At 53.3% G+C, this 22,540-nt stretch carries 18 protein-coding genes; 10 read left to right on the plus strand and 8 right to left on the minus strand.

Annotated features, from left to right (window positions below):
• Positions 1-56: 56 nt before the first annotated feature.
• The 3 genes from glgB to DSD30_RS18880 all read right to left on the minus strand — a co-directional run bounded on the left by glgB (position 57) and on the right by DSD30_RS18880 (position 6,835).
• Positions 57-2,258 carry a 1,4-alpha-glucan branching protein GlgB gene (gene glgB / locus DSD30_RS18870; protein WP_114011287.1) on the minus strand — a complete coding sequence of 734 codons (2,202 nt, stop codon included), beginning with the start codon at positions 2,256-2,258 and terminating at the stop codon, positions 57-59.
• Between the two features lie 227 nt (positions 2,259-2,485).
• Complete coding sequence (locus DSD30_RS18875; protein ID WP_198663050.1) at positions 2,486-4,867, minus strand: glycogen/starch/alpha-glucan phosphorylase; 2,382 nt, start codon at positions 4,865-4,867, stop codon at positions 2,486-2,488.
• A gap of 552 nt (positions 4,868-5,419) precedes the next feature.
• The gene (locus DSD30_RS18880) at positions 5,420-6,835 is read right to left on the minus strand and encodes a phosphomannomutase (protein WP_114011288.1); all 1,416 of its coding nucleotides are present in this window, start codon (positions 6,833-6,835) and stop codon (positions 5,420-5,422) included.
• A 551-nt stretch (positions 6,836-7,386) separates the two neighbouring features.
• Between DSD30_RS18880 and DSD30_RS18885 the strand changes: the two genes are divergently transcribed.
• From DSD30_RS18885 to DSD30_RS18905, 5 genes are all read left to right on the plus strand, one after another.
• The gene (locus tag DSD30_RS18885) at positions 7,387-8,736 is read left to right on the plus strand and encodes a substrate-binding protein (RefSeq protein WP_114011289.1); all 1,350 of its coding nucleotides are present in this window, start codon (positions 7,387-7,389) and stop codon (positions 8,734-8,736) included.
• A gap of 108 nt (positions 8,737-8,844) precedes the next feature.
• Positions 8,845-9,876 (plus strand): branched-chain amino acid ABC transporter permease, encoded by a 1,032-nt coding sequence (locus DSD30_RS18890; RefSeq protein WP_114011290.1) that lies wholly within the window; start codon positions 8,845-8,847, stop codon positions 9,874-9,876.
• Between the two features lie 3 nt (positions 9,877-9,879).
• Positions 9,880-11,088, plus strand: a complete 1,209-nt coding sequence (locus DSD30_RS18895) for a branched-chain amino acid ABC transporter permease (RefSeq protein ID WP_114011291.1) — start codon at positions 9,880-9,882, stop codon at positions 11,086-11,088.
• A 14-nt stretch (positions 11,089-11,102) separates the two neighbouring features.
• Positions 11,103-11,858 carry an ABC transporter ATP-binding protein gene (locus tag DSD30_RS18900; protein ID WP_114011292.1) on the plus strand — a complete coding sequence of 252 codons (756 nt, stop codon included), beginning with the start codon at positions 11,103-11,105 and terminating at the stop codon, positions 11,856-11,858.
• Positions 11,855-12,646: an ABC transporter ATP-binding protein gene (locus DSD30_RS18905; RefSeq protein WP_245418542.1), complete on the plus strand. Its 792-nt coding sequence runs from the start codon at positions 11,855-11,857 to the stop codon at positions 12,644-12,646. The genes DSD30_RS18900 and DSD30_RS18905 overlap by 4 nt, the downstream gene beginning before the upstream one ends.
• Before the next feature lie 563 nt (positions 12,647-13,209).
• On the opposite strand, the gene DSD30_RS18910 is transcribed toward DSD30_RS18905, so the two are convergent.
• The 4 genes from DSD30_RS18910 to ugpB all read right to left on the minus strand — a co-directional run bounded on the left by DSD30_RS18910 (position 13,210) and on the right by ugpB (position 17,392).
• Positions 13,210-14,265 carry a sn-glycerol-3-phosphate import ATP-binding protein UgpC gene (locus tag DSD30_RS18910; RefSeq protein WP_114011293.1) on the minus strand — a complete coding sequence of 352 codons (1,056 nt, stop codon included), beginning with the start codon at positions 14,263-14,265 and terminating at the stop codon, positions 13,210-13,212.
• A 3-nt stretch (positions 14,266-14,268) separates the two neighbouring features.
• Positions 14,269-15,105 carry a sn-glycerol-3-phosphate ABC transporter permease UgpE gene (gene ugpE, locus DSD30_RS18915; RefSeq protein ID WP_114011329.1) on the minus strand — a complete coding sequence of 279 codons (837 nt, stop codon included), beginning with the start codon at positions 15,103-15,105 and terminating at the stop codon, positions 14,269-14,271.
• A 20-nt stretch (positions 15,106-15,125) separates the two neighbouring features.
• A complete protein-coding gene (ugpA, locus tag DSD30_RS18920; protein WP_114011294.1) occupies positions 15,126-16,007 on the minus strand; it encodes a sn-glycerol-3-phosphate ABC transporter permease UgpA in 882 nt (293 codons plus the stop codon).
• Positions 16,008-16,078: 71 nt separating this feature from the next.
• The gene (gene ugpB, locus DSD30_RS18925; RefSeq protein ID WP_114011295.1) at positions 16,079-17,392 is read right to left on the minus strand and encodes a sn-glycerol-3-phosphate ABC transporter substrate-binding protein UgpB; all 1,314 of its coding nucleotides are present in this window, start codon (positions 17,390-17,392) and stop codon (positions 16,079-16,081) included.
• 187 nt (positions 17,393-17,579) lie between these two features.
• On the opposite strand from ugpB, the gene DSD30_RS18930 reads away from it, so the two are divergent.
• From DSD30_RS18930 to DSD30_RS18945, 5 genes are all read left to right on the plus strand, one after another.
• Positions 17,580-18,503 (plus strand): LysR substrate-binding domain-containing protein, encoded by a 924-nt coding sequence (locus tag DSD30_RS18930; RefSeq protein WP_114011296.1) that lies wholly within the window; start codon positions 17,580-17,582, stop codon positions 18,501-18,503.
• Positions 18,504-18,906: 403 nt separating this feature from the next.
• The gene (locus DSD30_RS21760; RefSeq protein ID WP_198663052.1) at positions 18,907-19,476 is read left to right on the plus strand and encodes a tyrosine-type recombinase/integrase; all 570 of its coding nucleotides are present in this window, start codon (positions 18,907-18,909) and stop codon (positions 19,474-19,476) included.
• Positions 19,436-20,101 (plus strand): tyrosine-type recombinase/integrase, encoded by a 666-nt coding sequence (locus DSD30_RS21765; RefSeq protein WP_198663053.1) that lies wholly within the window; start codon positions 19,436-19,438, stop codon positions 20,099-20,101. The genes DSD30_RS21760 and DSD30_RS21765 overlap by 41 nt, the downstream gene beginning before the upstream one ends.
• 248 nt (positions 20,102-20,349) lie before the next feature.
• A complete protein-coding gene (locus DSD30_RS18940) occupies positions 20,350-20,562 on the plus strand; it encodes a helix-turn-helix transcriptional regulator (protein ID WP_114011297.1) in 213 nt (70 codons plus the stop codon).
• Between the two features lie 2 nt (positions 20,563-20,564).
• Positions 20,565-20,954 (plus strand): helix-turn-helix domain-containing protein, encoded by a 390-nt coding sequence (locus DSD30_RS18945; RefSeq protein ID WP_114011298.1) that lies wholly within the window; start codon positions 20,565-20,567, stop codon positions 20,952-20,954.
• A gap of 485 nt (positions 20,955-21,439) precedes the next feature.
• Here DSD30_RS18945 and DSD30_RS18950 read toward each other — a convergent pair.
• Positions 21,440-22,540: hypothetical protein (locus tag DSD30_RS18950; protein ID WP_198663054.1), on the minus strand; the 1,101-nt coding region annotated here is incomplete at its 5' end.

The following is a 22,540-nucleotide window of genomic DNA, read 5'->3' on the forward strand; positions in this document are numbered from 1 at the left end:
CAACCTCCCTAGAACTTATCCTGTGTCGGCGGGACATCAGGCCTTTTGAATGAACGTCATGCTCTTTCGAGCTGGAAATAGAGTGTTGAAAGTGGTGGCAGGAACACAGACAGAGACACGTCACGTCCATGGAACGGGACATCCTCGGTTTCTGCAGCGCCCATATTTCCGCGGCCCTCCCCGGCATATGCGGAAGCATCTGTATTGAGAATTTCAAGCCAGCGACCGCGATGCGGCACGCCGATCCGGTAGTTTTCCCGTTCAACCGGGGTCATGTTGCAAATGACCAGCACGGGGGCATCCCCCTCTTCCCCCCGACGAATCCAGGCAAAGACGGAATCGGCATGTGCATTCGCCTCAATCCATTCAAAGCCTTCTGGCTTGCAATCGAAGCGATGAAGTGCAGGCACCTCGCAATAGACCCGGTTCAGGTCACGCACCAGAGACTGGACCCCATGCTGGAAGTCATGATTGAGCAAATGCCAATCGAGGCTCTTGTCGTGGTTCCATTCCTCGCCTTGCGCAAACTCGCCGCCCATGAAGAGCAGCTTTTTGCCCGGATGTGCCCACATGAAGCCGTAATAGGCGCGCAGGTTGGCAAACTGGTCCGACGGATAGCCCGGCATCCGGTTCAGCAAGGACCCCTTGCCATGCACCACTTCATCGTGGCTCAACGGCAGAATGAAGTTTTCCGAGAAGGCATAGTGCAGGCCAAAGGTCATGTCGTGGTGGTGATATCTGCGATGAACTGGATCGTGCGCCATGTAACGCAGCGTGTCATTCATCCAGCCCATATTCCACTTGAAGCCAAAACCAAGCCCGCCATAGGAGGTCGGTTGACTGACCCCCGGAAAGGCGGTGGATTCTTCAGCCACAGTCATGATGCCTTCGGCTTCCCGATAGGCGATTTCATTCATGTTGCGCAGGAAATCAATGGCTTCGTAATTCTCGCGTCCGCCATCCTTGTTGGGCACCCATTCGCCTTCCTTGCGCGAATAGTCACGATAGAGCATCGAGGCCACGGCATCCACGCGCAGGCCATCAATGTGATATTCCTTAAGCCAATACAGCGCATTGGCGGCGAGGAAATTGGCCACTTCCTTGCGGCCGTAATTGTAAACCAGCGTGTTCCAATCGGGATGGAAGCCTTCGCGGCGGTCTTCATGCTCATAAAGAGCAGTGCCATCAAAGCGTCCCAATCCATGATCATCTTCGGGGAAGTGGCCGGGCACCCAGTCGATCAAGACACCGATATCTGCTGCGTGGCAGGCTTCGATGAAGGCGCGGAATTCTTCCAATGTACCGTGACGGATGGTTGGCGCATACATACCAACCGGCTGATAGCCCCAAGACCCATCGAACGGAAATTCAGAAATTGGCAAAAGCTCGATATGAGTGAAGCCCATATCCTTGACATAACCAACCAGATCGTGGGCCAGCTCATGATAAGACAAGGGTCGGTTGCCTTCTTCGGTTACCCGTTTCCAGCTACCCAGATGGACCTCATAGATCGAAATCGGTTTATCGATGCTGTTGAGCGCGCCGCGTTTGCTCATCCACGCACCGTCCTGCCAGTCATGGCCATTCAGCTTGCGCACGACCGATGCGGTACGAGGGGGATGCTCTGACCCGAAGCCGACGGGATCAGCCTTCAGAGGAACAAGATGCCCCTGTCGGTTGAGCAGTTCATATTTGTAGGATTCCCCATCCTCAATGCCGGGAATAAAGATCTCCCAGACACCAGTGCCGCCTCTATGGCGCATCTGGTGTCGACGACCATCCCAACCATTGAAGTTACCCACGACGGATACGCGGCGGGCATTGGGGGCCCAAACAGCAAAGTGCGTACCTTCGACCCCTTCATGGGTCGTGACATGGGCACCAAGCACTTGCCACAGGGCTTGATGCGTCCCCTCGCCCAGCAGATATTCATCAAGCTCACCGATGTAAGGTCCGAACCGGTAAGGGTCCTCTTGCGTCCAGACATGCTGATCCTTGGTGATCCGATATTTGTAGGCAAAGGGTGCGGACCGGTCCTCGATGACAGCGGAGAACAGATCAGGAGCATCCTTGTCCCGTTCGAGCTGGGCGATCAGTTCGCCCGTCTCGTGATCGATGGCATCGACGTGCCAAGCACCGGGGAAAAAGGCCCGTATAACAGGCTTGTCCCCCACATGATGCAGGCCGAGAATGGAAAAAGGATCGCTGTGAGCTCCGCTCTGAATGGCGAGCGCATCGCGCTTGGAGATGTTGGTCATGATATTGCCTCTCCCGATATTTTCTTTCAGGCTAGAGCAAATCGATGCGAATTGAAACCAGCCGAACGCACCTATCCCTTTGTTTAAGCGCGAATTCTTTTCTTTTAGGGCAGGAAAGCGATGCAAGTCAGGCTTGTGTCTCTTTGAGAGTAGGCCGCCGACCGATCAAGACACCCGGTTTGCCCATGAAAGAGCTCCGGATGTCCACTGCCATCAAAGACCCGCCATTATAGCAATGACTTGGCGTCCCAGATATCCTTGGCATATCCCTGAATGGTGCGATCAGAAGAGAACCAGCCGACATTGGCGGTATTGAGAATTGCCATTTTGGTCCAGGTCTTTGCGTCCCTGAAGGTTGCATCAACCTTGCGCTGCGTTTTGAAATAGTCATCAAAATCGCAAGTCACCATGAAATAGTCATTCTCATACATCAAGTGTACGATGGATGCGTAGCGATGGGGCTCCTCTGGCGAGAAGACACCACTGGCAATCTGATTGAGCACACGATAGAGGCGCGGGCTGGCTTCGATTGCCTTGCGCGAATAGTCATGCTCCTTGCGACGCTCAACCACTTCCTCTGCCGTCAAACCGCACAGGAAGAAATTCTTGGCCCCGACATGGTCGCGGATTTCGACGTTGGCACCATCCAATGTACCGATGGTCAGCGCTCCATTGAGAGCAAATTTCATGTTGCCCGTACCGGACGCTTCCTTGCCGGCGGTAGAGATCTGTTCGGACAGGTCGGATGCCGGGATCAGGATTTCGGCCATGGTCACATTATAGTTGGCCGGGAAGACAATCTGCAGATAGTCCTTGGTCACCGGATCATTGTTGATCACCTTGGCCACATCGTTGATCAAGTGAATGATCTGCTTGGCAACAGCGTAGCCCGGTGCGGCTTTACCGCCGAAGACCTTGACGCGCGGGGTCCAGTTCTTCTTTGGACTTTCCTTGATCTCGTTCCAGTAAGCGATCGCTTCAAGCAAGTTCATCAACTGACGCTTATATTCATGGATACGCTTGACCTGCACGTCGAGCATGGCATCGGGGTTGATGGTGGCATCGGTCTGATCACCGAGCCAGGCGATGAAGCGTTCCTTGTTCTGGCGCTTGGCCGCCATGAAGCGGGCCTGAAACTCGGAATCATCGGCATGACGGGCGAGTTTTTCAAGTTGCTCAAGATCGTTCGGCCAATCGTTGCCGATGGTGGAATTGATCAGGTTGCGCAGAGGCTTATTGCAGGAATAGAGCCAACGGCGAGGCGTAATGCCGTTGGTTTCGTTGATGATACGGCTCGGATACACCTTGTGAAGGTCCTGGAAGACAGTCTGTTTGACCAGCTCGGTATGAAGGGCCGACACGCCATTGACATTGTGCGCCATGATGAAGGCCAACTCGCCCATATTGACGTTGCCATTGTTGATGATGCGGATGTCAGAGCCGGTTTCCTTCAGATGATCTTCCTGAATGATTTCGATGATCCGATAATGCCTCGGCAAGATGCGGGCAAACAAATATTCCGGCCAACGCTCCAGAGCCTCCGGCAACAGGGTATGGTTGGTATAGCCAAGACACTTGCGGGCTATCTTGATCGCCTGATGGATTTCAATGCCATGGATATCACTCAGCAAACGGACCAATTCCGGACCAGCGATGGCTGGGTGGGTGTCGTTGAGCTGGATCGCTGCCTTTTCTGGCAATTTTTCCAGATCTTCGTTGGTTGAAAGATAGCGACGGATCAAGTCCTGAATGGACGCAGCCGTGAAGAAATATTCCTGCTTCAGACGCAGTTCCTTGCCGCTTTCGGTGGTATCGTCCGGGTACAGAACACGAGAAATGGTTCGAGCCAAGGCTTCTGGCGCACTGGCAGCTAGAAAGTCACCGCGGTTGAAGCTGGCAAGATCGAACTTGCGGGTCGGTTTTGCTGACCAGAGGCGCAAAGTGTTGCACCAGTTGGCCTGCCAGCCAAGGGTTGGCGCATCAAAAGCCGAGGCGCGCACGGTTTCTGCCGGGTACCAGACGGTGCGCCCGTCGGTTTCGCTGACGTGCCCCCCAAAGCCGATGACATAGGATACTTCGGGGCGTTCAAACTCCCAGACATTGCGCTGGGCAAGCCATCCTTCCGCCGTTTCGACCTGACGGCCATCGTCGAAGGCCTGCTCGAACAGGCCATGCTCATAGCGGATCCCATAGCCATGGGCCGGAATGCCGAGCGTGGAAAGGGAATCCAGAAAACAGGCTGCAAGACGCCCCAGACCACCATTGCCGAGCGCCGCATCGGGTTCCTCGGAAACGATCTGGTCATAGTCCTGACCCATATCCTGCATGGCATCGCGCGCAACATCTTCAAAGCCCAGATTGATCGCGACATCCTCGACCAAACGTCCGATCAGGAATTCCATCGAGAGATAATAGACACGCTTGGCATTGGAATCGTAGGTTTTGCGGGTGCTGTCGAACCAGGGAACAACGACCATATCACGCAGAGCAAGAGACAGCGCCATCCGCCAGTCGTAACGGATCGCATGCTCGGGGTCCTTTCCGAGAGAATATTTCAAATGACGAAGAATTTGTTCTTTCATTTTGATCTGGAAAATCTTGGTCGGCATGAGATGGCTTGTCCATTCTTAGTTCAAGGCCACAAGGGTCAAGAACAGGATTGCAAAATCACTTCCACGAAGTGCATCTAAATTATGGCGTTTGCCCGGAGCGGCACCGTTGAGACGGACGTGATACCCATTGCCCCGGAGCGGAAAAATCTGAAGGCGTCCCGGCTGCAAAACCTAACCCAAGGATGTTTCAAATTTCTTTTCGTCAGCTATAGACCCTTCATATGTCGAAGACATTTTGAAGCAGGCCCTTTTCGGTTTTGCGCACGTTAAATATGATTTCTAGGCGAATTATATAGATCCGTCCATGGGTTGACGCCGCTATTCAGCGCGAAAGCAATGGATTTTGCTTACTAGACGAATGGTTTATGCAATTGCACAGTCGAACTGCCCGTTTTTTAATCAATTTCCCACCCCAAATTCGGCAGGAAATCTGGCTCTCCACCCAAGGTGCGTCAACGTGTCACGCGCGAAATATCAATGATTCTCGCGACAAAAAGAAAGGTGGCCCAGAAGGACCACCTCGCGCGTGTCTGGTTCCCTTGGTCATGCTCAGGCGTCAAACGCTTCCAAAAGAGCGAGCCCTTTAGCAAGCAGCGCTTTAGCGGCCCCTTCATCGGCAGCCTCCACATAGCAGCGCATTTCCGGCGCGTTGCCGGATGGGCGAAAATGAATGACACGACCATCATCGAGCGTTGCGCGCAATCCATCAATCACGCTGACCTCAGCGACTTTGCCAAGGGGTGACAGAAACGCATCCAGATTGTCCCGCGAGGCTGAAAGATGGGACATCAGCGCACCACTGCGGGCTTGCGCATAGTTTTTCAGGCGATCTGCATCGGCCACAGGCATCTGATAGGCGGTCTCGAAGGTTGAAAGGGGTTTGCGTTCGCTCTTTGATAGATAGAGTGCAGACAGGATGGGCAAGAAACAGTCCCGCGTTGGAAGGGCATCAATCGACGTCCCGGTTGGTGTGAAGCGGGTCGCGGTCAAAAAGCCCCCATTGGCCTCAAACCCAACAATCCGGTCACGCCCATTAGCCAGAGCCTGTTCCATCCCGGCAATCACAAAGGGCGATCCAACCTGCGTGCGCAAGACACCAAAGTCACCATTGCGCTCGATCCCGGAATTGGAGGTGACGGGTGTGACAACCACTTCGGCTTTTAAGAAACGGGCGGTCATCAAACCGAGTAGGTCGCCGCGCAAGGGAATCCCCTGCCCGTCTGCCAGCAAAGGCCGGTCTCCGTCCCCATCAGCAGAGACAAAAGCGTCATAGCGCCCTTTCTCGGCCCAACCGGCCAACAGAGACAGGGTTTCGGGCGAAACAGCTTCGGTATCGACCGGAATAAAGTCCTCTGACCGTCCCAGCGGCTCGACCGTGGCGCCATAGAAGCGCAATATGTCGACAAGCATATCCCGGGCAACGGTCGAATGCTGATAGACACCGATTGTCAGACCACTGAGCGCATTTTCAGGCAAAATAGCCTGCAAACGCTCGGAGAAGTGTGCGACGGCTTGTTTTTCTTCATGCGCAACATCCGCCTCAAGCGTCGATCCAACCTCGGCTATGTTGGCGGCATGGCTGCAGATCGCAACTTCATCCTGCTTGGTAATTTCACCTGAGGGCAAATAGAACTTGATGCCGTTGCGGTCTGCCGGGATATGCGAACCGGTGATCATCAAAGATGCTGCCTGTCGCTTCTGGCCATAGCAGGCCAAGGCTGGCGTCGGGAGCGCCCCGCAAAAAACCGGCTCAAAGCCAGAATTCCTGATGGCAGCGACGCACCGATCCGCGATGGCCGGGCTGGAAGCGCGAAAATCCATCCCAACAAGGACCGGATCCCCCGGTTTTGCATGGCCAGCAGCCAGAAGATGGCGACAAAAGGCGATGGTGTATTGGGTGGAGGGAAATCCCAGCAGGTCCTCAGATAACCCACGAAGACCACTTGTGCCGAATTTGCTGCTCATTCTTGCTATTTCCTTGTTATGGCATTTGCGCATGATCCGCTTGAAAATACGTGCCAAACCGGTTGGCTATCCGTAACGACCCAACCCGAATGCGTCAAGACGCAGCCGAACGCCTGCCCTGCTTGCCAGTCGTCGCTCGGCTTGCCCGCCTGAGGCGTATGGCAGATCGAATCAAGTCATTCTTCTTATTGTTATTTCCGCATCACCACTGCGCACATTTTTGAACTTGCCGTTAACAATAACCCCTCGACAAAAGTGCTTATAATTTCATCAATATTGGCGAAAATGAAATATTGCTACACAAAAGAACGGTCAATCGACAATTTATTCCAATTGCGTAGGCATCATCCAAGCACCTGAAATGGCTACATAAATTAAGTCATACTCATTCCCGTGACGGCATTTCGAACAAAAGTCTTATGGTGTTCTACGGTAAAGCCTCTGTAGCTTTGCAGTGTCTGATTAAGACGACGTGACGGGCTTTGAGGAGAGTGTGTCACATCCCGGCCGCTTTGAGGAGAGTTGGCCATCACCATTTTGGGAGGAACCTAATGAGCAAACTTTTGATTTCGCGTCGTGGTGTGATCAAGTCCAGCGCGGCGATCGGCGCAGGCTTGGCCATGCCAACAATTTTTACCTCGAACGCGAATGCATTTACCAATGCCCCTACCGGTTCGACCGTAACCCTCGGGTTCAACGTACCGCAGACCGGCCCATATGCCGATGAAGGCGCAGACGAGCTTCTGGCGCAGAAACTGGCTGTGGAGCATCTGAATGGCGGAGGTGACGGCGGCTGCCTTAACACCTTCAGCTCCAAGGCACTCAAAGGCAACGGCATCCTCGGCAAGAAGGTTGAATTCGTAACCGGTGACACCCAGACCAAGTCTGACGCCGCTCGCGCATCGGCTCGTTCGATGATCGAAAAAGACGGCGCAATCATGATCAACGGTGGCTCGTCTTCTGGCGTGGCTGTTGCGGTTCAGGGTCTGTGTCAGGAAGCAGGCGTCATTTTCATGGCTGGCCTCACCCACTCCAACGACACCACTGGTAAAGACCGCAAAGCCAATGGTTTCCGTCACTTCTTCAACGCCTACATGTCCGCTGCTGCACTGGCTCCAATCCTTGGCAATGAGCTCGGCAAAGATCGCCGCGCCTATCACTTGACCGCAGATTATACTTGGGGCTGGACCCAGCAAGAGTCCATGCAGGCAGCAACCGAAGCCATGGGTTGGCAGACTGTCAACAACGTGTTGACCCCACTGGCAACCACGGACTTCTCGTCCTACATCGCACCGGTTATCAATGCTGGCGCTGATGTGCTGGTGCTGAACCATTACGGCGGCAACATGGTCAACTCCCTGACCAACGCTGTTCAGTTCGGTCTGCTCGACAAGATGGTCAACAACAAAGACTTCAAGATCATCGTGCCGCTTTACTCTGAACTGATGGCGGCAGGCGCCGGTGAAAACATCAAGGGCGTGCTGGGCTCGATGAACTATAACTGGCAGCTCGACAATCCCGGCTCCAAAGCCTTTGTTAAGTCGTTCGGCGAAAAATATGGCCGTCCGCCATCCAACTCCGCCCAGACCTGCTACGCACAGGTTCTGCTTTATGCAGATGCCTGTGAGCGCGCTGGCACCTTCAATCCGTGCGGTGTTGCGGAAGCTCTGGAAGGCTTCGAGTTTGACGGTCTTGGCAACGGCAAGACCCTCTATCGTGCCGATGATCACCAGTGCTTCAAAGACGTGCTGGTCGTGCGTGGTGCGCAGAATCCAACCACGGCCTACGACACGCTGGAAGTTGTCGAAGTCACCCCGGTTGACCAAGTCACCTATGCACCGAACCACGCCATGTTCGGTGGTGATGACGCCAAGCTGGGTGCCTGCAACGCTGGCGCATAAGCTGACTTGACCATAGGCCGTGCCGCAGATTTGCGGCACGGCTTTCTCTTGATTTGGGACTAGAACCAGCGCGCTTTTCGCGCCGTGTTCAACGATGCGGGCTTTCCAATGGACGCAATCATTCTTCAAATCCTCAACGGTCTCGACAAAGGCAGCGCCTATGCCTTGATCGCTCTGGGATTGACACTCATCTTCGGCACCCTTGGTGTCGTCAACTTCGCCCATGGCGCCCTGTTCATGCTTGGCTCATTCTGCGCGGTGACGCTGCAGAAACTTCTCTCGTTGTCCTTCATCGTCGTTGATCCATCGAAGAAGGACTTTCTGGGCAATCCGCTGAAGGTTGAAAAACCCTATGTGGTTGACTGGTTTGGTGAAGCGGCGGGCAATACCATTGTCAACTGGTCGGTGCCGCTGGCGATCCTGTTTGCCATCCCCGTCATGCTGCTTGTCGGCTATGTGATGGAACGGGGTCTGATCAAGCATTTCTACAAGCGTCCCCACGCGGACCAGATTCTTGTGACCTTCGGTCTGGCCATCGTTATCCAGGAAATCGTCAAGTATTTCTTTGGCGCAAACCCGATCCCGACCCCGGCGCCGGATATCTTCAAGGGCTCTCTCGATTTCGGTGTGATGATCGGCTTTGCCGAAAACACGATCATTTATCCATACTGGCGTCTGGTCTATTTCCTGTTTTCCGCTTCCATCATCGCAGTGGTTTTTGCCTTCTTGCAATTCACCACGTTCGGTATGGTGGTGCGCGCCGGTATGGCTGACCGGGAAACCGTTGGGCTGCTGGGCATCAACATCGACAAACGCTTCACCATCATGTTCGGCATTGCAGCGGCTGTCGCCGGTCTCGCCGGGGTGATGTATGCGCCCATCAACTCGCCCAACTATCATATGGGTATGGACTTCCTGGTTCTGTCCTTCGTGGTGGTGGTTGTCGGCGGCATGGGTTCGTTGCCCGGTGCTGTTTTGGCAGGTTTCCTGCTCGGCGTCCTTGAGAGCTTTGCCTCAATGAACGAGGTCAAGTCGATCATTCCCGGGATCGACCAAATCATCATCTATCTTGTTGCAATCATCATCCTTCTGACTCGCCCTCGCGGTCTGATGGGTCGCAAAGGCGTGATGGAGGAATAATCAATGCTGGGTTTAACCAAGAAAGACACGACCTTTCTCCTGATCGTCATATTCCTGACGCTGGCAACGCCAATCCTGCTGCAGCCCTTCCCGGAAAGCTCTGCCTTGGCGCAGTTCAATGCGGGCTATCCTGATCTGATGCAGCGCTTTGCCATCTTTGGGATCTTTGCCATCGGCTTCAACATCCTGTTTGGCCTGACGGGTTATCTGTCCTTCGGTCACGCCGCCTTTCTGGGCATCGGGTCCTACTCTGTGGTCTGGATGTACAAGCTTCTGAGCTACAATGTGGTGCCAGGACTTTTGTTGGCGATACTGATGTCCGGTCTGTTTGCCCTGTTGATCGGCTATGTTTCCCTGCGTCGTTCAGGCATCTACTTCTCGATCCTGACACTCGCCATGGCTCAGATGTCGTTCAACCTTGCCTATTCGGTTTTAACGCCTTTGACAAATGGTGAAACAGGCCTGCAGGTCTATAGCGATGATCCGCAGGTCCTGATGGGTGACAGCAGCCCAACCTCACCGCATTTCTTCGGCATCGTGATGAATGAATCCACCAAGATCGACGTGGCTGGCTGGCAGTTCACCTTCAGCAATGGCTACTATTTCTGTGCCATCATCGCGATTTTGGTCTTCTATCTGTCCTTGCGGATCTTCCGCTCACCTTTTGGCATGATGCTCAGAGCAATCAAGACCAACCAGACCCGGATGAACTATACCGGTCTCAATCCGCGTCCCTATACGCTGGCGGCCTTTATCATCTCGGGCATGTATGCCGGGCTTGCCGGCGGTTTGCTGGCGGCGATGGATCCACTGGCGGGTGCAGAGCGCATGCAGTGGACGGCGTCGGGTGAAGTGGTTCTGATGACCATTTTGGGCGGTGCAGGTACCTTGATGGGACCGGTACTGGGTGCAGGCTTCATCAAGTATTTTGAGAATATCTTCTCCAAAATCAACGACACCATCCTGCATAGCTGGTTCTCGGCGCTGCCGGATGGGCTGGAAGATACAATCGTCTTTCTGATGCATCCCTTCATCGGCAAGGGCTGGCACCTGACCCTCGGTCTGTTGTTCATGATGGTCGTCATCTTCCTGCCCGGTGGCCTGATTGAAGGCGGACAGCGTATCTATGGCTGGCTGAGAAAGAGCAAGAAGTCCGATGTACCCCCCAAAGATCCGGAACATCACCCCAAACCAAGCCCCCATGTGGCCTGATGGAGACTACAAAAATGGGTATTCTTGAAGTCAAAGACGTCAACAAAAGGTTTGGCGGGTTGCAGGCCCTGGGGAATGTCAATCTGTCAATCGCCGAAAATTCGGTTCATGCGATCATTGGACCGAACGGGGCGGGCAAATCGACCCTGCTCAATTGTCTGGTCGGCAAACTGGAACCAGATACCGGCACGGTGACCTTCCAGGGGGAACCTGTGCTTGGCCGGACGCCGTATGAAATCAACCAGATGGGCATCAGCCGCGTCTTTCAGACGCCAGAGATCTTCACCGATCTGACTGTCATGGAAAATATGCTGATCCCTTGCTTTGCCAAACGGGATGGCGCTTTTCGTATGCATGCCTTTGGATCGCTTGCGACTGAAAAGGAAATCGTCGAACGCGCTGAACATATGCTTGAAGAGGTCAACATGACCGAAAAGCTCGGCATGTTGGCTGGCTCCATGTCCCGTGGGGACAAGAGGCGTCTGGAGATGGCCATGTGTCTCGTGCAGCAGCCGAAACTGCTGTTGCTTGATGAACCAACGGCGGGCATGGCGCGCGCCGACACCAACAACACCATCGATCTGCTCAAAGAGATCCATGAAAAGCACGACATCACCATCGCCATCATCGAGCATGACATGCATGTGGTCTTCTCCTTGGCCCAACGCATTACCGTATTGGCGCAAGGCACGCCACTGGTGGAAGATGTGCCTGAGAAGATCAAAGGCCATCCGAAGGTCAAGGAAGCCTATCTGGGAGAAGCAGCATGACGGATCTTGCAATGGAAGCCTCTCCGAGAGCGGAAGAGGAGCGGCCCGATTTTTCCAAGCAGGCCAATGTGGCAGCGACCGCCCCGGCCTTCCTGTCGGTGCATGACATTCATGCCTATTATGGCGAAAGCTATATTGTTCAGGGCGTATCCTTCAATGTGCATGAAGGGGAAATTCTTGCTTTGCTCGGACGGAACGGAGCGGGCAAGACCTCAACCTTGAGAACCATCGCCCGATTGGACAATCCCGCCCTCACCTATGGGGAAGTCTGGCTCGATCACCAGCATCTGCACACCATGGCCAGCCACGAGGCAGCGCGGGCGGGCATGGTTCTGGTGCCTGAGGATCGACGGATCATTCCCGGTTTGACCGTGGAAGAAAATCTCAAGCTCGCGCAAATAGCCGAGCCAATCGGTTGGAGCCTCGATCGAATATATGACCTGTTCCCACGATTGGGTGAACGGCGTCTGCAAGAAGGGGTGACGCTGTCTGGTGGCGAGCAGCAGATGCTGGCCATTGCACGAGCTCTGGCGCGGGATATCAAAGTGCTGTTGTTGGACGAACCCTATGAGGGCCTCGCACCGGTGATTGTCGACGAAATCGAGAAGACACTCGAAATCATCAAGATGCAGGGCATCACCACAATCCTCGTGGAACAAAATGCCATTCGCGCCTTGGAACTTGCCGACCGGGCGGTCATTCTTGATACCGGTAAAGTGGTGTTTGATGGCACTGCCAAGGAAGTGCTCGACAACAAGAAACTGCGCGAGGAATATCTGGCAATCTGACGCGGCTTGCCGACATGGGGCGCCATTCGGGTCATGGAATTCATTCCGCCCTGGCTGCTCCGTTGCTCAATCGGCTGCTGGTGGTGTGTTTTTAGAGGTATCACCAGCACCCGGTTTTAAAGAAAGCCACCCACTCGCTGACACTTGGCCCCAACCACGGACGTCCATTGCAGCGGGTGGGTGTTTTTATGACCAACCATGCTCAGCCTATCGATGCAGTCGGCACAAAATTGGCCCGAACCAGAAGGCACTGCGCGCGCTCAACGACCAGTCGAGAATTGAGATGAAACTTCAGTCGGCGGAAGTATCTGGTCCATGTCCAGCTCTGCTAGGCATGGAGACCAGAATTGGCATCCGACCGATGACAGCCATCGCAATCAGGCACGACGCACTTGCAGAAGGAACTCTTCCACCCACGCTTTCAACTGCTCGAACTTTGAACTGAGTTCCTATGCTGTTGAAGAGACTTGCGATGAGCTGACCGTCGCCGAACAGATCGGTTTTGGCCGCCTTCCCCCTTGGCCTTAGCCGCCCACTTCATGGGCGACCCTGCTGTCCTGCCCTCAGATCGAGATGCGGCTCCCTGTTTCCGGATCGAACAGATGAATGTCCTCAGGAGAAACGGAGAAAGCCATCGTCTGTTGGCCCTGATTGTTCAGATGCACACCGGCAAGACTGATCGTGATCACCTCCCCGGTGCCTGCGACATGGCCGTGCAACAGGGTATTGGCTCCCAAAGGCTCAGCCATCTGGATGGTTGTCGTCAATGGCCCATCATCTTGCCGGAGCAAATGCTCTGGACGAATGCCCAGTTTGACCGGGCCATCCTTGAGCGCGACCTTTGCGATGTCAGCCGAGCCAAGTTTTATCATCCCGTTGTCGACAGTTGCATCGAAGACATTCATTGCCGGACTGCCGATAAACTGGGCGGCAAACAGGGTCTGAGGGGTTTCATAGACTTCAAGGGGCGTGCCAATCTGCTCGGCATAACCACCATTCATGACAATCATCCGATCCGCCATGGTCATGGCCTCGACCTGATCATGGGTGACATAGAGGGATGTGATGCCCAGTTGCCCTTGCAGTTCCTTGATTTCAAGGCGCATCTGAACGCGCAGCTTCGCATCCAGGTTGGAAAGGGGTTCGTCGAACAGGAACAAGGCGGGTTCGCGCACGATCGCCCGCCCCATGGCCACGCGCTGACGCTGGCCACCGGACAATTGCCGCGGTTTGCGATCCAGCAATTCTTCCAGTTGCAGCAATTTCGCAGCTTCCTGAACCTTTGCCTCGATTTCACCCTTCGGCATTTTGGCGATCTTCAGGCCGTAGCCCATATTTTGCCGGACCGACATGTGCGGATAAAGCGCATAATTCTGGAACACCATGGCGATGTCACGATCCATCGGCTCCTTGTCATTCGCTCTCTCTCCATCAATCAGGACATCTCCGGAGGTGACGGTCTCCAGCCCCGCAACCATGCGCAGGAGGGTGGACTTGCCACAGCCCGATGGCCCGACGATTACGATGAATTCTCCATCCTCGACCATCATGTCGATCCCGTGGATCACATCCGCAGCGCCGAAGCTCTTTTTGACATTCTTAAGTTCTACAGTTGCCATTTTTTATTTCTCGCTGTCGACAAGTCCGCGGACAAACAGTTTTTGCATCGAAACCACCACAATAACGGGCGGGATCATTGCCAGAATGGAGGTGGCCATAATAACCGGCCATTCGGCGACATCATCGCCTGAGGGGAACATCTGTTTGATGCCCATGACGATGGTGTTCATTTCCGGATCGGTGGTGATGAGCAACGGCCAGAGATACTGGTTCCAGCCATAGATGAAGAGGATCACAAACAGAGCGGCAATGTTGGTGCGGCTCATGGGAATGACGATATCGACAAAGAAGCGCATCGGACTTGCCCCATCGACCCGTGCCGCTTCCGCCAACTCATCGGGAATGGTGAGGAAAAACTGCCGAAACAGGAACGTCGCCGTGGCTGACGCAATCAGAGGGAAAATCAACCCGCCATAGCTGTTGAGCATGCCAAAGCCGGCCACCACCTCGAATGTCGGCACGATGCGCACCTCAACAGGCAGCATGAGCGTGAGAAAGATCAGCCAGAAGAAGATCGTCCGACCGGGAAACCGGAAATAGACAATCGCAAAGGCAGACAGAAGCGAAATGATGATTTTGCCAATCGCAATGCCAAGGGCCATCACCAGAGAGTTGAACAGCATGGTCGCCACAGGCACATTGACCCCGGCAAACAAAGCCGCCTTGTAATTGACCCAGAACTGGTCGCCCGGCCAGATTGGCATGGGCGGTTTCACGATTTCGGGCTGGGTGACGGTCGACGCCACAAAGGCCAGCCAGATCGGGAAGAAGATAACGAAAACCCCGAGGATCATAAAAAGATGGGTCAACCAGAGGCCTGCGCCTCTTTTCTCGACCATACCGTGCACCTGATTTGCCATTAATAGTGCACCTTCTTTTCTACATATTTGAACTGGACCACCGTCAGCAGACCGACCACGATCAGCAAGATCACCGACTGGGCAGACGAAGAGCCAAGGTCCTGCCCAACAAATCCATCTGCGAAGACCTTGTAGACAAGGATCGTCGTGGATTGTTGCGGCCCACCCGCAGTGATGGTGTGAATGACACCGAATGTCTCAAAGAAGGCATAGACCACGTTGACGACCAGCAAGAAGAAGGTGGTCGGAGACAGAAGCGGAAGGACGATGGTAAAGAAACGCCGCCAGAAACGTGCGCCATCAATCGCGGCGGCTTCAATCACGGCCTTGGGCACAGACTGCAAGGCGGCAAGGAAAAACAGGAAGTTATAGCTGATGCGACCCCAGGCAGAGGCGACCACCACAAGCCCCATCGCTTCACCACCATTGAGCACATGGTTCCAGTCATAGCCAAGCTGCCCCAGATACCAGGACACCACGCCGACACGCGTGTTGAACATGAAGAGCCACAACACACCTGCCACGGCAGGAGCCACCGCATAGGGCCAGATCAACAGCGTGCGATAGACCCCGGATCCCTTGATCAGCCGATCTGCCATCACGGCCAACAACAAGGCCGGGATCATCGAACAGAGCGTCACCAACAAAGAAAAAACTGCGGTGGTGATAAAGGAGGCCCGATAGAATTTGTCCGAAAGCAGGAACTCAAAATTGCCGAGACCGACAAACTGCGACGACAAACCGAACGGATCCGGAATGAAGAGAGACTGCCAAACCGCTTGCCCGGCGGGATAAAAGAAGAAAACCGCTGATATCAGGACTTGGGGGGCGATCAGAATAAGTGGCAACAGCCAGCCGCGAAAGGTAACGCGTTTTTCCACCGTAACTTCCCGTCATTGCAATGGAGAGGACGAAGCGGACGCATTGGCCCGCTTCGCTTTAGTTGGATGGATTAGCGATTGGCTTGCTCGAACCGGCGCAGCAAGGCGTCACCACGTTCCTTGGCACTGTCCATCGCTTCCTGAGCAGACTTGTCGCCAGACCAGATGGCTTCGAGTTCCTCATCGATGATTCCGCGGATCTGATCAAAGGAGCCGAGGCGCAGGCCTTTGGAATTGGCGGTTGGCTCGTTGGCCGTCATCTGGATTACCGCGACATCGGTGCCTGGATTCTTGTCATAGAAACCCGAAGCCCGCGTTGCTTCGCCAGCTGCCTTGGTGATCGGCAGATAGCCGGTATCCTGATGCCACTTGGCCTGCACGTCCGTGGAGGACAAGAAGCTCAAGAACTCGCCTACACCTTTGTATTCTGCGGCTTCATGCCCTTCCAGAACCCAAAGAGACGCCCCGCCAATGATGGTATTCTGAGGCTTGGCTGCAATGCCTTCCCAATATGGCAGGGAGCGGACATCGAAGGCAAACTTGGCCTCGGACTTAATCCCGGCATATCCGGCAGAGCTTTCGGTAAACAGCGCGCATTCACCGGCGCGGAAATTGGCGCCACCTTCGTTGCGGCGACCGGTATAGATGAATTTGCCTTCCTTGGCCCACTCACCCATTTTTGACAAATGCGCAACCTGCGCCTTGCCGTTCAACATCAGCTCGGTGTCGAGGCCGGCAAAGCCATTGTCCTTGGAGGCGAATGGTACATTGTGATAGGCGGAGAAATTCTCCAGATGGATCCAGCTCTGCCACGCGGTCACCAGCGGGCATTCTTCGCCACCTGCCTTCAGCTTGCCCAACACGTCATCCACTTTCTCCCAAGTGGACAGATCGGTATCCGGATCAACACCCGCGGCCTTGAAGGCATCGCGGTTGACCCAGAGAACCGGCGTGGAGGAGTTGAATGGCAGGGACAGCATGTCGCCGTCTGTCGAGGTATAATAGCCCTTCACTGCGCCAATATAGGCGTCTGGGTCGAACTTGGCTCCGCTCTCGGCCATGACTTCATAGACTGGTTTGATGGCACCTTTCGCAGACATCATCGTCGCGGTACCGACTTCGAACACCATCAGAATATGAGGCTGTTCGCCAGCGCGGAACGCAGCGATACCGGCATTGAGTGTTTCCGAATAATTGCCTTTGTGGCTTTCGACAATTTTGTAGTCGCTCTGGCTTGCGTTGAATTCTTCAACCTGCGCTTTCACCAGTTCTCCCAACCGGCCTGTAAAAGCATGCCAGAACTGGACTTCTGTTTGCGCCATTGCCGCGACAGGCGTGAACATTGTGCTCGCGATGGCGAGCGCACCAAGCATTTTCGTATACATATTTCCTCCCAAGCACCTTTCAAGGTGCGTCACATCAGGCATCAGTTTTCCCAGCAGAAACTTGAAATGACACCTTTAGATGTCCTCACGATACACGCATATGAACATAATTCAAGTGTTACATATTTGATAAATTTATAATGCAATGTTATGTCTGAGGAAAAACACCAGTTGTGTTGGGACACCGATGAAACCAAATCTCAGATTGCGACAACTCGAAGCATTGATGGCTGTGAATAGCCACGGCTCCATGACCGGGGCTGCGTCCGAACTGGGCATCAGTCAACCGGCGGTCAGTCGCCTCTTGTCAGACTTGGGAAAGGCACTGGGATTCACCCTGTTTGACCGGCGAGATGGCCTGATGGTGCCAACGCAAGAAGTGCAGTATCTGCTGCCGAACATCCGCCATGTCCTCGAGCTGATGCAGCAGATTTCCGAGGTCAGTCACGAAATCACCAATCGGAAAGCGGGCCATATCCGCATTGCCTGCTTGCCTGGCTTCGCGACAAGTCATTTGCCTGAATTGATCGCCGCGTTCCTCGGTGAGCGCCCCGGAGTCAGCATGACCATCGAACCAGATCGCCCTGAGCGCATTCTCGAATGGATGATTGGTGAGCAATATGATTTCGGCATCACGGATGGCTTTTCCGGCCATCCGGCCGTTGAAAGCACGGATATAGACATCCGTACCGTTTGCGTTTTCCCGGCCAATCACTCACTGTCGGACCTCAAAGTCATCTCCCCGACAGACCTTGTGGACGAAAAGATCATCCATACCAGACGCGACAGCGTGTTCTTTGGCAAGCTTTCCAACACATTTCAAAATGCCCAGGTCATCCTGAGATCTCACATCGAAATCCGCCAGTTTACAGCTGCGTGTGAGCTGGTCTGCAACGGTGTAGGCGTATCGGTTGTCAGCGAATTGGACGCCGTGAAATATGTCGGCAAAGGGCTCGATTTCAGACCCTTCACCCCGCAATTGCCACACACGCTGTCCCTCGTCAGACCCGTGCTCGCGCAGCCTTCGATGGTTGCACTGGAATTTATCGAGAATTTCACAGCCAGCCTCAAGCCATTCGCCATCAAAAAGACCGAGAAATCATCAGCGTAACGTCGTCAGAAGAACGTCACAAATGGCAAAGATCGCCCTCTCGTCCGCCATTGGGTAGACAATAAGCGAGGCGTATATGAAGAATGAAGTGGTCCTGTTTGGTGCCCTCACTCTGCATGTTGGACGTGACCCGAGCATCCACTTGCAGACTTGATAGGATCAACAACGCACCGCAGCGTTGTATCTGTATATCAAACAATTTTTGCAAAAAAGGAGAATGGCGGAGAGGAAGGGCGCCATTGGTGTTTCCGTCAAGAATTGCTGACGTCCGTTTTTATCATTGATTTCATTGCGTTAATTTTCTTCTTGGCGCCATCTACTTCCAGCAATACTGTCCCTTACGCGTCCTATTGGGGGAATAATCGGGGGAAGTATATGTTAGGACCCAAACTTTCTGCAGTTTTTGTTCGCAACGTCAAAGAACCCGGAAAATACCTCGACAAATCGGGTACGGGCCTCTTTCTTCGCGTTGATAAAAGCGGAGCTAAATTCTGGATCCAGCGTATTACTATTCATGGCAGAAGCGCGGGACAAGGCATTTGAGAACAAGCGCAGCGTCTATAATGGAGGCGATCCTCTGGCCGACAAACTGGCCAAGAAAGGCACCATCACCTTCTCGGATGCCGTAGACAAATATCACGCAGCCAAAGAGAAGGAATTCCGCAACGACAAGCACAAGAAGCAATGGCGCTCAACTCTGGAGAACTACGCCGTTCCAGTTCTGGGCATGATGGATGTCAAATCCATTCGCTTGCCTGATGTCCTTCGCGTGCTTGATCCAATTTGGGAAGAAAAGACAGAAACTGCCTCTCGGCTGCGCGGACGCATAGAAAGCGTTTTGTCTTGGGCCACGGTAGCGGGATATCGCGAGGGGGGAGAATCCCGCACGCTGGAAAGGCAATCTATCCGAGGCCCTTCCCAAGCCTTCCAAGGTGGCAAAGACCGGCAATCAACCAGCCATCGCCTTAGCTGACATTCCCTCATGGTGGGACGCACTCAATCAGCGGCAGGGCATGGCGGCCGCGGCTCTGCAGTTCTTGTCTTTGACGCTTGCTTGGTCTGGTGAAGTCAGAGGTGCAACATGGAACGAGATTAATCTCAAAGCCAAAGAAGGTCCTGTCTGGATCATTCCAGCAACGCGCATGAAAGCAGCTAAGGAGCATCGCGTGCCTCACCCTGATGCAGCGATAAAGCTTCTCAAGAACTTGCCAACGATGGAGAATTCTCCTTACGTCTTTTTCGCGCCGAAGGGTGGGCAAATGTCAGACATGTCTCTTTCCGCCGTCATGCGCCGCATGCATCAGGCAGAAACCGAGAAGGGCAACTCAGGTTGGCTCGATCCACGTTCCAAACGCCCAGCAGTGCCCCATGGTCTGCGCTCCAGTTTCAGAGACTGGGCTGCAGAGAGGGGCTATCAGCGCGATTTGGCAGAGATCAGCCTTGCCCATAAAGTCGGCTCAGAAGTCGAGCGAGCCTATCGCCGCTCAGACATGTTGCAAAGACGTCGCGCCGTACTAAACGCTTGGTCTCAGTTTCTAATGAGCAAAGAAGTTTCTGGCTCTATCGTGCCTCTCAGAAGTCCAACCAGTTCGCATTGATTTCATGAAGGATACAAGGAAGAAAAACCGCCAAACAGCATATAGTGCTGTGTTTGGAGCCTATTAATAATTTTGCAATTTCCAATACGAATGGATTTTTGAGCTTAAAAGTATTGAGTTATGTATGTTTCATTACAAATGAAATTTACAAACTCTCTCAAAATCAAAAATTTGCGACAACTTATCAACCAACTCAATTCGTCCACTACCGTTTTCCTTGTTACATCACAAACCAAGGAGAACCGGTTATGACCGAAAAGTTCCTACGATTGCCAGATGTTGAAATCCGAGTAGGTCTACGCAGGAGCGCAATTTATGAAGCGATGAAAGAAAACAGCTTCCCCAAGCCGGTCAAGCTGGGCATCAGGGCCGTAGCTTGGGCGGAAAGTGAGATCCTCTCCTGGCAACAGGCTCAGATCGCAAAGCGCGATGCGTTAGGCGCTAAAACAGGGGATCGATAGCCATGGGAAATAGAAAACATAAACAAAACGGCCGCTCTAAATCAGAAGGCCAGTATCTGATCCTTCCCTATTCTTTGCTCCACCACCCGGCATGGCGACGCCTTTCAGGCAGCGCAAAATCGGTCTTCTTGGAGCTTCGCAGCCGCTTTAATGGCTCCAACAATGGGCAATTGCGACTTTCCCTTGGTGAAGGGGCGAAGCTCTTGGGCATGTCGAAAACCACGATTGATCGTAAGTTTGATGAGCTGGAAGAGGCCGGTTTTATCGTCAAAACCAAACAAGGAAACTGGTATGGCCGCAAAGCACACGAATGGGCATCGACAGATATTCCTTGCAACGGCTATCCAGCGACCAGAGACTGGCAGAATAGATGGAAGGAAAAACCGCTCTAAAAACAGAAAGCGGTACTTAAACGGCACCTAATGAAGCCAGAATGGTTTCAGGCCAATACCGCAATTTTATTTTCGCTCCCAATATGTCCCGCTGAAGTACTCGTCACCAACAAAGCCTCCCACGTGATCGGTACTCCAGCAGCACACTTATAATAGCCATGTGAGAAGGGAATTATTGGGAACGGATCGTACAGGTGTCTGATCATATAAGTGGCATACAGAGGGGGGGGCATCAAATTTTCAGGGCCCATCAGTTCGCGGACCGGCGGGGTAGTCACGTTTTTATGAGGCCGGAATTCAAAAGTAAAAACCCGTTGAGGCATCAGAAAGCGGAGGGTACTGGGGCGGGAAGCAGTAGTTCGCTGCACCCGCGAGAATAGGTATCCCGCCTGCGAAAGCAGAAATTGAGCTTCCCGCTTCTCGCGAGGCACGCCGTTATGAAGAAGTTACACCTCTATTTTCAAATAACAGCTGCTGTACAAAGGTCATTTCAATTTTCTTCGATAGAATGCGATTCGATATCCAAGAAGTTCGAATGCTTTTGGAAACGCGCTCTGCCGATCATCAAAACTCATAGGAATTACGTCCTCGCCAATCAAATCAAGCCACAAATGGGCAAAGACATCGTGCTCATCTGGCTTCTGTTCGTTGGTGCCACCCAACAATGTGTAAGCAAAGCTGTTGGTAGCTTGAGACACGAGCCCCTTCTTCATCGTCGCAGATAGAGCGTCTTCTTCGCTTCGGTTGCTCAAGCACACGTATTCTCCATCCAGTGTTCGAGCTGACTCCACAATAGTTTTTAGATAGTTAGGCAGATTGCTGGCACATAATTTTTTAAAAGCTCCATTTGACACAACAATTACAAAGTCAACGGGGAATGATTGGTCTCTGAAATGCACCCTGGCGCCCCTGCCTAAGAAGCGATGGTTCCTTGAGATGAACCGAAACGTTTCTAGTAAGTCTTTCGCATTATTCATAGACGCTCCAGTCTTCACCCAAATGATAGATGTGTCGGAGAGATGCTCTGGGTCTTCTTGCAGAAAGCTCATATCGTAATTCTCAAAAATCGCAATCAGACGACCTTTTTTCAAAGCCAATGTCGGCGCCGCTAGCTTCCATCCGTTGTCTTCCCAGCACCATGGCGAACTTAAATCTATTGTTGAATAACCAACATAGTTTAGTGGGGCCAATGAAAATGAAGCGCTGAGTGTAGCAAGGCTTTTCTTAACCCTTGATTGCGCTGCGAAAGGTGAATTTTCTGGCGCATAGGCAAGAGCCTGAGCAACCAAATCAGCAGCAATGCTTTCTCTTAGAGCGTCCGAGATTCGATCATCAAATTTAGTAATACGATCTCTCTGCAGATTCAGGTTGAAGCGCCCGTCGTGGTCCGTAAGTATAATTGACGGAGATTTAACGCGTACCCCCTTGGCGAGATTAGTATCTAATAAGCCATTACTATCCCGTCTTATGCATGAAGGTCGGGAATTTGGCTGGCGAATGTAGTGTAAATGGTTGATTTGTTGTAGGATTTGGTTGCTTACACCTATCCATTCCATCTCGCACACACAGCCACATTCGCCATGACC

This window comes from Cohaesibacter intestini (assembly GCF_003324485.1).
GTDB lineage: Bacteria > Pseudomonadota > Alphaproteobacteria > Rhizobiales > Cohaesibacteraceae > Cohaesibacter > Cohaesibacter intestini.